This is a genomic window from Pseudomonas sp. PSPC2-3 (assembly GCF_049898265.1).
Lineage (GTDB): Bacteria > Pseudomonadota > Gammaproteobacteria > Pseudomonadales > Pseudomonadaceae > Aquipseudomonas > Aquipseudomonas veronii.
Genome location: NZ_JAFCXJ010000012.1, coordinates 156,883 through 170,538 on the forward strand (window position 1 = coordinate 156,883; position 13,656 = coordinate 170,538).

Here is a 13,656-nt window from a genome sequence, read left to right on the forward strand (position 1 = left end):
TTAAACCTTAAATCTCGACGGGGGTGTCGGGGTGGTTGCCCCATTCGCCCCAGGAACCGGCATAACCTTTGACTCGCGGATAACCGAGCGCCTTGGCCACCAGGTAGGTGAAGCCAGAGCGGTGATGAGTCTGGCAGTGGGTGATGATTTCTTTGTCGCGGGTCAGCCCGAGGTTTTCGAGGATCTGCGGCATGTCGCGGCGGATGCGCAGGTTGCGCGCCTTGTCCATGCCGGCAGTCCACTCGAAGTTCACGGCGCCGGGGATGTGACCGCCCTTGGCTGCCAGGACCTTTTCGCCGGAATATTCCAGCGGGCCGCGTGCGTCCCAGATGCCCAGGTCGGCGGCGCCGAGACGGCTTTGCAGGTATTCGCGGGTCGCGGTGGGGCCGTCATGCAGGGTGAGGCTGACAGGCCCGCCAGCCGGGGCCGGCACCTCGGTGGACAGCGGGAGCGGGTCTGCCAGCCACGCCAGCAGGCCGCCGTCGAGGTAGTGGTATTTCGTGTGGCCGATCACGTCGAGCAGCCAGATGAAACGTCCGGCCCAGCCACCGCCTTCGTCGTCGTAGACCACGTAGGTCGCGTCCGGGGTGTGGCCCAGCTCTCCGAACAGTTTTTCCAGGTCTGCCTTGTTCGGCAACAGGCCGGGGGCTGGCGGCTGGCCCAGTTGGGTGCGCTTGGGGTCAACGAAATGCGCGCCGGGGATATGCCCTTCGGCGTAGCGGGCGGCGCTGGTGAGGTCCACCAGAATCAGTTGGTCGGCATCAAGGCGGCCAAGCAGGTCGCTGGGTTCGATCACCAGCGGCAAGCCAGAGAAGTCAGGCATGTGAGGTCTCCTGGGCACAAATGTTGGCGATAAAAGAGGGCGATTGTAGCGCAAGCATCAGCCGGTGCGGTTGGTAAAGCTGTGCAGGGCTTTCTCGATGCATTGAGCGGTTTTGCCGAAGGCCTGCACGGTGGTTTCCGAGAACGGCCCGCCGCCCTGGTCGGCGATCATCAGCATGACCACCCGGCCGTTGCAGCTCAGTGAGCGCAACAGCAGGTGTTCACCGTTGAACAGGCGACGCAGGATCGGCGGCAACAGGGCGGCAAATTGCGCGTGATTGTCGGGCATGAGGCGCACCTGGGCGGATTTTTCCAGCATGCGTTGCAGCAGCGTGCTGTTGACCACGTCGAGGCTCAAGTTGGCGGCGTCCTTCGGCAGGCCGGCGGCCTGGTGGACGCGCAGGGTGCTCAGGGCGCGATCGGCCATGAACAGCAAGACGCGCTGCATGCCGCTGGCCTCCAGGGCTTCCTTGGCGCAGGTGGTCAGGTGCATGGCGTTGGCGAAGCGGCTTGGCTCCACCAGCAGTTCGGTGCAACGGCTGCGCCAGACGGCCAGGGCCTCGGCGGTCGGCGGCGGTGCGGGCAGCAGGCCGCGATGGATTTTCTGTACATTCCACGGCCAGATCAGCGACAGCGCCGGGTGCCAGAGGTCGGGCATCAGGGTTGCGCGAGCGCTGATCACCGCTTGCTGGTGAACCTGTTGCTGCACCTCGCTCAACGGCTGTTGCAGGTACAGCGCGGTGAGGTATTGCCAGCGCTCGGTATGCGGGCAGGTCCAGGATTCCTGGGCCGACATCGCCAGGCCGTTGGCCAGCAACACCGTATTGGCCGGCTGGTTCAGCCAGCGCCGCAAACTGGGTTCGGCATCCAGCAGTTGTTGCTGGCGCAGTGGGTCGTCTTCCCGGGCGATGCGCAATGCCTTGACCAGCAAGCGTTGCTCGGTCAGCAGCAGGTGATAGCCCTGGGATACCCAGATCGGGAGGTGCCAGGTTTCGGTCAGGCCAAGGCACAGGTCGAGCAGGCGCACGCCGAACAATTCCTGTTCGACCTGACGCGCCGATTGGCCTTTGTGGATCACCCGCAGTTCCCATTCTTCCAGGAGCTTGGGGTAGGCCACCGCCATTGGCCACAACGGCGCCAGGAACAGCAGGCTGCCCCAATGAATGTCTTGCCACAACCGCGCCAGGCGGCTGGCGAACAAGCCGCTGGCTTGCTGCGACGCGTGGCGGCTGACCAGCACCAGTTGGCGAAAGGCGACGGGGATTTCATTCATCGGCACCGACGGCAGTCGTTCCAGCAGGTCCTCGGCGCGTTTGAGGCCGAGACGGTTAAGCGCCACCTCAAGGTTTTCTGCCGGTTCCGCCATGCTGCCATGGGTGTGGCTGTTGGCCTCGCGCATTACGCTGAGTACCAGCGACGGGCTGTTCTGCATCAGCTCGGCAATATCTCGCAAAGAACTGCGGCTATCGCGGATGGCTTTGCACACGCGCTCGTGGCTGGCCTGGGGAACGGGCAACCGGACTTCGTCCAGGCACTTGATCCAAGCGGCGAGAGAGATGGGTCTTACAGATGGGGCTGTCTTTTCATTGGCCATGATTGGGGCGCGATCATCACTTACTTCAACACGCCCTGAACGGGCCGAACTGGCTTTTCGCCTTGACGGCCTATAGTCTGGCGCAGTTTTGCCGATAAGTAGAACAAGAGTTTTTCAGTTACCCCAAATATGTCCATGAACCCGACGGCGCAAGTACAAAACCCCTATGGCTAAAATAATCGGCATCATCGTCGTCCTTGCAAGTGTGCTCGGTGGCTATGTCCTGTCTCACGGCAAGATTGCTGCGTTGATCCAGCCCTTCGAAGTGATGATTATTGGCGGCGCGGCATTCGGCGCATTCTTGCAGGCCAACCCCGGCTACATGACCATGCACGTGATCAAGAAGTCGCTGGGCATGTTCAGCTCGCGCTTCTCCCACACCTTCTACATGGAAGTGCTGGGCCTGGTTTATGAGATCCTCAACAAGAGTCGCCGTGAAGGCATGATGGCCATCGAAGCGGACATCGAAGACGCTGCAGCGAGCCCGATTTTCGCCAAATACCCGGCAGTGCTCAAAGACGAGCGCATGACCGCCTACATCTGCGATTACCTGCGCATCATGTCCTCCGGCAACATGGCCCCCCACGAGCTGGAAGGCCTGTTCGACATGGAACTGTTCAGCCTCAAGGAAGAGCTGGAGCACCCGTCCCACGCCGTCACCGGTATTGCCGACGGCATGCCCGGCTTCGGTATCGTTGCGGCGGTACTCGGTATCGTGGTGACCATGGCCTCCCTCGGCGAGGGCGACCAGGCGGCCATCGGCATGCACGTAGGTGCGGCGCTGGTGGGTACGTTCTTCGGTATTCTCGCGGCCTACGGTTTCTTCGGTCCGCTCGCCACCTCCCTGGCCCACGATGCCAAGGAAGAAGTCAATCTGTATGAAGCGATCAAGGCCAGCCTGGTGGCTTCGGCCTCCGGCATGCCGCCTTCGCTGGCGGTGGAATTCGGTCGCAAGGTGCTGTACCCGAAACATCGCCCGAGCTTTGCCGAGTTGGAACAAGCGGTTCGCGGTCGCTAAGCCATGGAAAACAACCAGCCGATAATCATCAAGCGCGTCAAGCGCTTCGCTGCGGGGCACCATGGTGGCGCCTGGAAAATCGCCTTCGCCGACTTTGCAACGGCGATGATGGCGTTCTTCCTGGTGCTGTGGCTGATGTCCACCGCGACCCCCGAGCAGAAGATCGCCATCGCCGGTTACTTCAAAGACCCGATCGGCTTCTCGGAAAGCGGCACACCCTTCGTGATCGACCTGGGCGGTTCGCCGCAGTTGGCGCCGGAGCGCACCATCAACCCTGAGGTCAAGACCGAGGCGCCGCAGGAAAAAATTCCGATCGAGCGCGACACCGTCGAGAGCCTGGCCGAACAGGTCGAGCAGGAACGCCTCGAATTGTTGCTGAAGGAATTGCAGACCAAGGTCGAAGAAAACCCGCAGTTGCTGAAATTCAAGGATCAGATTTCCTTCGAGATCACGCCGGATGGCTTGCGCATCCAGATCACCGACGCCGCCAACCGGCCGATGTTCGACTCTGGCAGTGCGCGGTTGAAGCCGTACTTTGAAGACATCCTGCTGGCCATGGCCGACACCATCAAGGCGGTGCCGAACAAGATCAGCATCAGCGGCCACACCGATGCCAAGCCGTATTCGGGGCAGGGCGACTTCGGCAACTGGGAGCTTTCGGCCAACCGCGCCAACGCCGCCCGACGTGCGCTGGTGGCCGGCAGCTACCCGGACTCGCAGGTGGCGCGGGTGGTGGGTTTCGCCTCGTCGCAGCTGTTTGATCCGAAGGACCCGTTCAACCCGATCAACCGTCGGATCGATATCGTCGTGCTGACCAAAAAGGCCCAGCGCGCGATTGAAGGTGATCAGCCGCCACCGCCCCCAGATACGGGCACGCAGGGCGGTGCACCGGCCGACCCGAACGCGATCCCGCCGGGGCAGGAGCCGTTGCCGGCGCATGAGCTGCGGCAGAAGCTGAATCTGTTCGAAGGTGGCGGGATGAAAGACCCTACGGTGCCGGGTACGGGATCGTAAGCTGTATACGACAAGGCCGCGATAAACGCGGCCTTGTCGTATGTGCTGTTTAGTAACTGCTCTCGGGCAAACTCGCAATAATCGACCGATAGCTGTTCATCCGTTGCTGCTGCACGCGGCCATCTTCCAACGCCTTGAGCAGGGCACAACCGGGTTCGCGGTCGTGTTTGCAGTCGCGGAAGCGGCAGGTGCCGATCAGGTCGTTGAACTCGATGAAACCGGCTTCCACGTCGCTGCGGCTGACATGGCCGAGGCCGAATTCACGAATGCCCGGGGAGTCGATCAGCTCACCGCCGCCGGGGAAGTGGAACAACCGCGCGGTGGTGGTGGTATGGGTGCCCTGGCCGGACAGCTCCGACAGCGGGCCGACACGGGTGTCGACTTCCGGCAGCAGGCTGTTGACCAGCGAGGACTTGCCCACGCCAGACTGGCCGACGAACACGCTGATGCGCCCGTCCAACTGGTGTTGCAGCTGTTCCATGCCATTGCCGTGATGGGCCGACACTTCCAGCACCGGGTAACCCAGGGTGCGGTAGACCGCCAGCAACGCGTTGAGCGCCGGGGCGTTCTGTTCGTCGATCAGGTCGAACTTGTTCAGCAGCAACAGCGGGCGAATGCCGGCATGCTCGGCGGCGACCAGGTAACGGTCGATCAGGTTGGCATGAGGCTCGGGCAGCGGTGCGAAGACGATGACGATCATGTCGACGTTGGCCGCCACCGGCTTCAACTGGCCGCGGCTGTCGGGACGGCGCAGTTCGGTGGTGCGGGGCAGTTGCGCGACGATCACGCCGATGCCTTGGTTGCCGGCACGCCACACCACTCGGTCGCCGGTCACCAGCGCCGGCAGGTTGGCGCGCAGGTGGCAGCGGAAGACCTGGCCGGCGAGTTCGCCTTCGAGCGCCTCGACCTCGACCTGCACACCAAAGTGCGCGATCACCAGGCCCGTTTGTTCGGGGCCCAGGTCGCCGCCCTCGAGCGCTTCCACGGCGGAGGATTCACGTTTGGCGGCGCGTGCGGCGCGTTCGCCCTGAATCTTTTCGATGCGCCAGTTTTGGCGACGGTTGAGCTGGCGTTTGGCCATTGGTGTTCCGTGTCGATAATGCAAAGGTTGGGTGAAACGGTCGCGAGTCTAGCACGGCCCCGCCTGCTAAACTGCGCAGCTACGCCAAGGTGCCAAGAGAATCAAGCCATGCAAAACCCACAGAATCTGATTTGGATCGATCTGGAAATGACCGGTCTGAACCCCGACACCGACGTCATCATCGAGATGGCGACCATTGTCACCGACAGCAACCTCAACACCTTGGCCGAAGGTCCGGTGATCGCCATCCACCACAGCGACGCCGTCCTCGCCACCATGGACGAGTGGAACACCCGCACCCACGGCAACTCCGGCCTGACCCAGCGCGTGCGCGACAGCCGTGTCAGCATGGCCGAAGCCGAAGCCGAAACCATCGCCTTCCTGGAAAAGTGGGTGCCCAAGGGCAAGTCGCCGATCTGCGGTAACAGCATCTGCCAGGACCGCCGCTTTCTTTATAACCACATGAAGGCGCTGGAAAGCTACTTCCACTACCGCAACCTGGATGTGTCCACGCTCAAGGAACTGGCCGCGCGCTGGGCGCCGGAAGTCAAAGACAGCTTCCATAAAGGCAGCACTCATTTGGCGCTGGATGACATTCGTGAGTCGATCGCCGAGTTGCAGCACTACCGCAAGCACTTCATCAAGGCTTGATGCTGGGGGCGCCTCGGTCTTTCGCCAAGCGCCCTCTTTTGGTGCCGTCAGCAAATGATTAGACTGCGCGCCTCTTTGTAAGGATCGCCATCATGCTGCTGATGCTCTACCTCGTCGCCATCACCGCCGAAGCTATGACTGGCGCCTTGTCTGCCGGTCGGCGCGGCATGGATTGGTTTGGCGTGGTGCTGATCGCCTGCGTGACGGCGTTGGGTGGCGGTTCGGTGCGCGATGTGCTGCTCGGGCATTACCCGCTGACCTGGGTCAAGCACCCGGAATACCTGGTGCTGACCTCCGTCGCCGCGCTGGTGACGATCTTTATCGCGCCGCTGATGCGCCGCCTGCGCTCGCTGTTTCTGGCGCTGGATGCCGTGGGGTTGGTCGCCTTTACCCTGATCGGCTGCATGACCGCCCTGGAAATGGGTCACGGTATGTTGGTGGCGTCGGTCAGCGGCGTGATCACCGGGGTGTTCGGTGGGATCCTGCGGGATATTTTCTGCAACGACATCCCGCTGATCTTTCGCCGTGAGCTGTACGCCAGCGTGTCATTCCTCGCCGCTTGGTTCTACTTGCTGTGCCTTTACCTGCAATTGCCGGGCGAGCAGGCGATTATGCTCACCCTGTTCAGCGGCTTTCTCCTGCGCCTGCTGGCGATCCGTTTTCACTGGGAAATGCCCAAGTTCATCTACAACGACGACGTTCACTGACGCTCGGCGTGCTGCTTCAGCGCCCATTCCACATGTTCGCGCACCAGCTCCGACGGGTAGTCCCGGCGCGCCTTCAAGGCTTCCAGCACCGGAATGCTCGATGGCGCATTGCCCAGGCCTACCGCCAGGTTGCGCAGCCAGCGCTCGTAACCTGCGCGGCGTAGGGGCGAGCCTTCGGTGCTGCTGAGGAATTTTTCCTCGTCCCACATGAACAGTTCGGCCAGTTGTGCGTTATCCAGGTTGTGCCGTGGCTTGAAATCGCTTTCGGCGGTGGTGCGGGCGAAACGATTCCATGGGCAAACGATCTGACAGTCATCGCAACCGAAAACCCGATTGCCGATCAGCGGGCGCAAGTCTTCAGGGATCGCGCTCTTGAGTTCGATGGTCAGATAGGAAATGCAGCGCCGCGCGTCCAGCACGTAGGGCCCGACGAACGCGTTGGTCGGGCAGATATCCAGACAGGCGGTACAGCGGCCGCAGTGCTCGGTGGCGTGGGGCGGATCGACCGGCAGCGGCAAGTCGACAAACAACTCGCTGAGGAAGAAGTAGCTGCCGGCCTTGCGATTGAGGACCAGGGTGTTTTTGCCGATCCAGCCCAGCCCGGCTTTCTCGGCGATGGCTTTCTCCAGCACCGGCGCGCTGTCGACAAAGGCGCGAAAGCCGAAGGGGCCGATTTGTGCCTGGATGCGTTCGGCCAGTTGCTGCACGCGCTTGCGGATCAGTTTGTGGTAGTCGCGGCCCAGGGCGTAACGGGAGATGTAGGCTTTTTCCGGTTGGGCCAACCGTTGCGCCATGTGCGTGTCGCCGGGCAGGTAATCCATGCGCAGTGAGACCACGCGCAAGGTGCCCGGCACCAACTCGTCGGGGTGCGAGCGTTTGCTGCCGTGGGCGCCCATGTATTCCATCTCGCCGTGGTAGCCCGCGTCGAGCCAGCGTTGCAGGTGCTGTTCATGCTCGGCCAGGTCCAGGCCGCTGATGCCGACTTGTTGAAAGCCCAGCTCGCGGCCCCAGTCTTTGATCGATTGGGCGAGCGCGGGCAGATCGGAAGTAATAGCAGGCATGAGACACGGGAAACCACAGGTTAGATGAGTATAATTCTGCCAGACATCGGAGCTTGAAGACGCATGCCGCAGACAAAACACGCAATAACCGACGTTCAGCCCCTGTTGCCCGGCAATTTGCCGCAACTGGCTGCGCGTTCCCTGGACGCCCATAAAGGCCGTTTCGGTCATCTGCTGGTCATCGGCGGCGACCGAGGCTTTGGCGGCGCTGCGTTGCTCAGTGCCGAAAGTGCGCTGCGCAGCGGGGCGGGCATGGTGTCCCTGGCGACTCGCCTTGAACATGTGCCCGCCGCGCTGGCGCGCCTGCCGGAAGTCATGAGCGTCGGCGTGAGTTCGGCCAACCAATTGATGGGTTTGCTCGAAAAGATCTCGGTTATCGTCATTGGCCCGGGCCTGGGCCATGCCGCCTGGGGCAAGAGCCTGCTGTCCGTCGCCGCCAACGCCAAGCAGCCGCAAGTCTGGGACGCCGATGCCTTGAACCAGCTGGCGACCGGCAGCGTCAGCCTTCCCGCCAACTGCGTGATCACCCCGCATCCGGGCGAAGCGGCGCGCTTGATGGGTATTTCGACAGCTGAGGTTCAGGCGGATCGTCTTAACGTGGCGCGCGCGTTGAGCCAGAAATTCAATGCAGTGGCTATTCTCAAGGGGGCGGGCAGTCTGATCGCCTGCCCGGACGGTCGCGTCGCGCGATGTGACCAAGGCCATCCGGCCATGGCGACCGCAGGGCTCGGCGACGTGTTGGCCGGCCTGGTGGGCGCGTTACTGGCACAGGGCATGCCCACTTATGAAGCCGGCTGCCTGGCCGTGTGGCTGCACGCCACGGCCGGAGCCCGGCAGGGCACCTTTGGCCGCGGCCTGGCGGCCAGTGACCTGATACCTGCCATCCGTCAATTGCTCGAGGAACAGTCGCCGTGTCTGAAGTAAACCTTTTCCTGGCGGATGAAGCGGCAATGGTCGCCTTCGGTCATCGGATTGCCCAGGTGACAGGCGGCGCGGGGCTGATCTTTCTCGAGGGCGACCTGGGGGCGGGCAAGACCACGCTGTCGCGGGGCATCATTCGCGGGTTGGGCCATGCTGGGGCGGTGAAAAGTCCGACCTTTACGCTGGTCGAGCCTTATGAGATCGGGGCGACAAGGGCCTTCCACTTTGATCTCTATCGTCTGGTGGACCCCGAAGAGCTGGAGTACATGGGGATTCGGGATTATTTCGAGGATGACGCGCTGTGCCTGATCGAGTGGCCAGATAAAGGCACAGGCTTTTTGCCAAAGCCGGACCTGACCATTACCATTACGCCGCATGAGCACGGACGTCGGCTGAAGTTGTTGCCCCAGGGTGCGCGCGGTGAGTCGTGGTGCGTTGCTCTGGCATTGGAATTCAAATAATTGGTGGGGTTAGGTATGCGCTTTCGCGCGTTGGTTGCTGTCGTAGGGGTGTTGCTTGCGGCAATGACTGTCAATGCTCTGGCTGCTTCACAGGTGAAGAGTGTTCGCCTGTGGCGAGCGCCGGATAACACGCGACTGGTGTTCGACCTGTCTGGCCCGGTCCAGCACAGCGTCTTTACCCTGACGGCGCCTGATCGCCTGGTGATCGACATCAACGGTGCGACCCTGGCCGCGCCGCTGAAAATCTCCACTGCCAACACGCCGATTACCAGCATGCGTTCGGCCCAGCGCACGCCGACCGATCTGCGCGTGGTCATCGACCTGAAAAAGGCCGTGACCCCGAAAAGTTTCTCCCTGGCGCCCAACGCCCAATACGGCAACCGCCTGGTAGTCGACCTGTTCGACAACGCCGCCGATGCCGCACCGCCGCCCGCGCCGACGCCGAGCGTGGCGACCGTTCCGGCCGTGCCGGTCAACCCGTCGCAACCGCAGGTCAAGTTGCCACCGCCGCCGCCGGCGCCAGCGGGTAAACGCGACATCATCGTGGTGATCGACGCCGGTCACGGCGGTGAAGACCCGGGCGCTTCCGGTTCGCGTGGCCAGCATGAAAAAGACGTGGTGTTGGCCATCGCCCGTGAATTGCAGCGCCAGGTCAGCGGTATGAAAGGCTATCGCGCCGAGCTGACCCGTACCGGCGACTACTTCATCCCGTTGCGTGGCCGCACCGAAATTGCGCGCAAGAAGGGCGCCGACTTGTTCGTCTCGATCCACGCCGACGCCGCGCCGTCGGCCGCCGCCTTCGGCGCCTCGGTGTTTGCCCTGTCGGATCGCGGCGCCACGTCCGAGACGGCCCGCTGGCTGGCCGACAGTGAAAACCGTTCCGACTTGATCGGCGGGGCCGGCAACGTGTCCCTCGACGACAAAGACAAGATGCTCGCCGGTGTACTGCTCGACCTGTCGATGACCGCCTCGCTGACCTCCAGCTTGAACGTCGGGCAGAAAGTCCTGAGCAACATTGGCCGTGTGACATCGCTGCACAAACAACGCGTGGAGCAGGCCGGGTTCATGGTGTTGAAGTCGCCGGACATCCCGTCGATCCTGGTGGAAACCGGGTTTATCTCCAACTCCAACGAAGCCTCGAAACTGGCCAGCGCCAGCCACCAGCAGGCATTGGCGCGTTCCATCAGCGCCGGCGTGCGCCAGTTCTTCCAGCAGAACCCGCCGCCGGGCACGTATATCGCCTGGCTGCGCGACTCCGGGAAAATCGCCCAGGGCCCGCGTGACCATCGCGTCCAGCCGGGCGACACCCTGGCGATGCTGGCGGTGCGTTTCCAGGTGTCGCCTGCGACGTTGCGCAGTGCCAATAACCTGAAAACCGATGAGCTGAAAGTCGGCCAGGTGTTGACCATCCCCGGCACTGAATTGGCGGCACAGTAATGAGCGAATCGATCCTCAACAGCGGCTCGCGCATCGAACTGCTCAGCCCGCGCCTTGCCAACCAGATTGCGGCGGGCGAGGTGGTCGAGCGGCCGGCGTCGGTGATCAAGGAGTTGCTGGAAAACAGCATCGACTCCGGCGCCAAGCGCATCGATGTCGACGTGGAGCAAGGCGGCGTCAAGCTGCTGCGGGTGCGTGACGACGGCAGCGGCATCTCCTCCGATGACCTGCCGCTGGCCCTGGCGCGGCACGCCACCAGCAAGATTCGCGACCTGGAAGACCTTGAGCGGGTGATGAGCCTGGGCTTTCGCGGTGAGGCACTGGCCTCGATCAGTTCCGTGGCGCGCCTGACCCTGACCTCCCGCACGCGCAGCGCCGACCAGGCCTGGCAAGTGGAAACCGAAGGCCGCGACATGGCGCCTCGGGTCCAGCCGGCTGCGCATCCGGTGGGCACTTCGGTGGAAGTGCGTGACCTGTTCTTCAACACCCCGGCGCGGCGCAAATTCCTCAAGGCCGAGAAAACCGAATTCGATCACCTGCAGGAAGTCATCAAGCGCCTGGCCCTGGCGCGCTTCGACGTGGCATTCCACCTGCGCCACAACGGCAAGACCATCCTCAGCCTGCACGAAGCCAACGACGACGCCGCGCGCGCTCGGCGGGTGGCGGCGGTCTGCGGCGCGGGGTTCCTGGAGCAGGCGCTGCCGATTGAAATCGAACGCAATGGCCTGCGCCTATGGGGTTGGGTGGGGCTGCCGACGTTCTCTCGCAGCCAGGCGGACTTGCAGTATTTCTTTGTGAACGGCCGGGCGGTGCGCGACAAGCTGGTGGCCCACGCGGTGCGCCAGGCGTATCGCGACGTGCTGTTCAATGGGCGGCACCCGACGTTTGTGCTGTTTTTCGAGGTCGACCCATCGGTGGTCGACGTCAACGTACACCCGACCAAGCATGAAGTGCGCTTCCGGGACGGGCGCATGGTGCATGACTTCCTCTACGGCACCTTGCACCGCGCGCTGGGCGATGTGCGCCCGGATGACCAACTGTCCGCGCCGATCGTGACGGCGGTGGTTCGTCCGAGCGGCCCGCAAGCCGGCGAGTTCGGCCCGCAGGGCGAAATGAGTCTGGCGGGCAACCTGCTGCAGTCGCCGCAACCCCAGCCGAGCTACACGGCGCCAGGTTCGGGTTCGGGGGCGGGCTATCAGTATCAATACACCCCGCGTCCGCAATCGGCGGTGCCGGCGGCCGAGGCCCAGGCGGCCTATCGTGAATTCTTTGCGCCGCTGCCGGGCGCCGAGCCGAGCGCGGTCGCGTTGCCCGAAGGTGGCGGGGATATTCCGCCACTGGGCTATGCATTGGCGCAGCTCAAGGGTATCTACATCCTCGCGGAAAACGCCCACGGCCTGGTGCTGGTGGACATGCACGCGGCCCACGAACGGATCATGTACGAGCGTCTGAAAATTGCCATGGCCAGCGAAGGCCTGAGCGGTCAGCCGCTGTTGGTGCCGGAATCCCTGGCGGTCAGCCAGCGCGAAGCCGATTGTGCCGAAGAGCACGCCAGCGTGTTCCAGAAACTCGGTTTTGAACTGCAACGCCTGGGCCCGGAAACGCTGGCGATCCGCCAGATTCCCGCGCTGCTCAAGCAAGCCGAGGCCAACCGGTTGGTGGCCGACGTCTTGGCGGACCTGATGGAATACGGCACCAGTGACCGTATCCAGGCGCACATCAACGAGCTGCTCGGCACCATGGCCTGCCACGGCGCGATCCGCGCCAATCGCCGCCTGGCCTTGCCGGAAATGAACGGCCTGCTGCGCGACATGGAAAACACCGAGCGCAGCGGACAATGCAACCATGGCCGACCGACCTGGACCCAAATGGGCCTGGACGATCTGGACAAACTGTTCTTGCGCGGCCGCTGATGAGTGCCTTGCCCCCCGCGATCTTCCTGATGGGCCCCACGGCCGCCGGCAAGACCGACCTGGCTATCGAGCTGAGCAAAGTGCTGCCCTGCGAGCTGATCAGCGTCGACTCGGCCCTGGTTTATCGCGGTATGGACATCGGCACGGCCAAGCCTTCGAAGGAGTTGCTGGCGCAGTATCCGCACCGCTTGATCGACATCATCGACCCTGCGATGAGCTATTCGGCGGCGGATTTCCGCAGCGATGCCCTGGCGGCCATGGCCGATATCACCGCGCGCGGCAACATCCCGCTGCTGGTGGGCGGCACGATGCTCTACTACAAGGCTTTGCAGGAAGGCCTGGCGGATATGCCGCCGGCCGACGCCCAGGTGCGCGCCGAGCTTGAAGAAGAAGCGGCGCGCCTTGGCTGGCAAGCCCTGCACGAGCAACTGGCGGCGGTCGATCCGGTGTCCGCCGCGCGCATCCACCCCAACGATCCGCAGCGCCTCAGTCGAGCTCTGGAAGTCTGGCGGGTAAGTGGTCAGACCATGACCGAGCATCGGCAGCGACAATCTGCGCAAAGTGCTGACGCAGGCGCATCGGGGCGGTCACAATTGCCCTATACTGTGGCGAATCTGGCGATTGCTCCGGCAAATCGCCAGGTGCTGCATGAACGAATTGCACAAAGATTCACAATTATGTTGGAACAGGGGTTCGTGGAGGAGGTCGTAGCACTGCGTTCAAGAGGTGACCTGCATCCGGGGTTGCCTTCGATACGTGCTGTAGGCTATCGCCAAGTCTGGGATCATCTGGATGGCAAGCTGACGTCAGCCGAAATGCAGGAGCGCGGCATCATTGCCACGCGCCAATTGGCGAAGCGCCAGTTCACCTGGCTGCGCAGCTGGAGCGATTTGCACTGGCTGGACAGCCTGGACAGCGACAATCTGTCACGCGCCTTGAAATACTTGGGAACGGTCTCCATATTGAGCTGAGTCCT

Annotated in this window: 13 protein-coding genes; 9 read left to right on the plus strand and 4 right to left on the minus strand. The window is 63.0% G+C overall.

Annotation, left to right across the window (positions count from 1 at the left end):
- Positions 1 to 7 precede the first annotated feature (7 nt).
- Both rhdA and ACP7E3_RS26510 read right to left on the minus strand, forming a co-directional pair.
- On the minus strand, positions 8 to 823 hold the full coding sequence (gene rhdA / locus ACP7E3_RS26505) for a thiosulfate sulfurtransferase (RefSeq protein WP_017849769.1): 816 nt from the start codon (positions 821 to 823) through the stop codon (positions 8 to 10).
- 57 nt (positions 824 to 880) lie between these two features.
- Positions 881 to 2,416: an HDOD domain-containing protein gene (locus ACP7E3_RS26510; RefSeq protein WP_108526100.1), complete on the minus strand. Its 1,536-nt coding sequence runs from the start codon at positions 2,414 to 2,416 to the stop codon at positions 881 to 883.
- A gap of 166 nt (positions 2,417 to 2,582) precedes the next feature.
- Between ACP7E3_RS26510 and motA the strand changes: the two genes are divergently transcribed.
- Both motA and motB read left to right on the plus strand, forming a co-directional pair.
- Entirely contained in the window at positions 2,583 to 3,434 is an 852-nt protein-coding gene (gene motA, locus ACP7E3_RS26515; protein ID WP_046384911.1) for a flagellar motor stator protein MotA, read from the plus strand.
- 3 nt (positions 3,435 to 3,437) lie between these two features.
- Positions 3,438 to 4,448 (plus strand): flagellar motor protein MotB, encoded by a 1,011-nt coding sequence (motB, locus tag ACP7E3_RS26520; RefSeq protein WP_046384910.1) that lies wholly within the window; start codon positions 3,438 to 3,440, stop codon positions 4,446 to 4,448.
- A gap of 49 nt (positions 4,449 to 4,497) precedes the next feature.
- On the opposite strand, the gene rsgA is transcribed toward motB, so the two are convergent.
- Positions 4,498 to 5,529, minus strand: a complete 1,032-nt coding sequence (gene rsgA / locus ACP7E3_RS26525; protein WP_017849765.1) for a small ribosomal subunit biogenesis GTPase RsgA — start codon at positions 5,527 to 5,529, stop codon at positions 4,498 to 4,500.
- 108 nt (positions 5,530 to 5,637) lie between these two features.
- Here rsgA and orn point away from each other — a divergent pair, with 108 nt between their 5' ends.
- The gene (gene orn / locus ACP7E3_RS26530) at positions 5,638 to 6,180 is read left to right on the plus strand and encodes an oligoribonuclease (RefSeq protein WP_017849764.1); all 543 of its coding nucleotides are present in this window, start codon (positions 5,638 to 5,640) and stop codon (positions 6,178 to 6,180) included.
- Between the two features lie 89 nt (positions 6,181 to 6,269).
- Positions 6,270 to 6,887, plus strand: a complete 618-nt coding sequence (locus ACP7E3_RS26535) for a trimeric intracellular cation channel family protein (protein WP_169850564.1) — start codon at positions 6,270 to 6,272, stop codon at positions 6,885 to 6,887.
- Here the strand turns inward: ACP7E3_RS26535 and queG are convergent.
- On the minus strand, positions 6,881 to 7,948 hold the full coding sequence (gene queG, locus ACP7E3_RS26540) for a tRNA epoxyqueuosine(34) reductase QueG (RefSeq protein WP_046490718.1): 1,068 nt from the start codon (positions 7,946 to 7,948) through the stop codon (positions 6,881 to 6,883). The genes ACP7E3_RS26535 and queG overlap by 7 nt on opposite strands.
- A gap of 63 nt (positions 7,949 to 8,011) precedes the next feature.
- Here queG and ACP7E3_RS26545 point away from each other — a divergent pair, with 63 nt between their 5' ends.
- Genes ACP7E3_RS26545 through miaA form a run of 5 tightly spaced genes read left to right on the plus strand, consistent with a single transcriptional unit; the run spans position 8,012 to position 13,651 of the window.
- On the plus strand, positions 8,012 to 8,872 hold the full coding sequence (locus ACP7E3_RS26545) for an NAD(P)H-hydrate dehydratase (RefSeq protein WP_426124891.1): 861 nt from the start codon (positions 8,012 to 8,014) through the stop codon (positions 8,870 to 8,872).
- Positions 8,860 to 9,330 (plus strand): tRNA (adenosine(37)-N6)-threonylcarbamoyltransferase complex ATPase subunit type 1 TsaE, encoded by a 471-nt coding sequence (gene tsaE / locus ACP7E3_RS26550; protein ID WP_046384907.1) that lies wholly within the window; start codon positions 8,860 to 8,862, stop codon positions 9,328 to 9,330. Before ACP7E3_RS26545 ends, tsaE begins: the two co-directional genes overlap by 13 nt.
- 15 nt (positions 9,331 to 9,345) lie before the next feature.
- Positions 9,346 to 10,767, plus strand: coding sequence for an N-acetylmuramoyl-L-alanine amidase (locus ACP7E3_RS26555; RefSeq protein ID WP_057003674.1), 1,422 nt, complete (start codon positions 9,346 to 9,348; stop codon positions 10,765 to 10,767).
- Positions 10,767 to 12,680: a DNA mismatch repair endonuclease MutL gene (gene mutL, locus ACP7E3_RS26560; RefSeq protein WP_017849758.1), complete on the plus strand. Its 1,914-nt coding sequence runs from the start codon at positions 10,767 to 10,769 to the stop codon at positions 12,678 to 12,680. The genes ACP7E3_RS26555 and mutL overlap by 1 nt, the downstream gene beginning before the upstream one ends.
- On the plus strand, positions 12,680 to 13,651 hold the full coding sequence (gene miaA, locus ACP7E3_RS26565; RefSeq protein WP_017849757.1) for a tRNA (adenosine(37)-N6)-dimethylallyltransferase MiaA: 972 nt from the start codon (positions 12,680 to 12,682) through the stop codon (positions 13,649 to 13,651). Before mutL ends, miaA begins: the two co-directional genes overlap by 1 nt.
- The last annotated feature ends 5 nt before the right edge of the window (positions 13,652 to 13,656 follow it).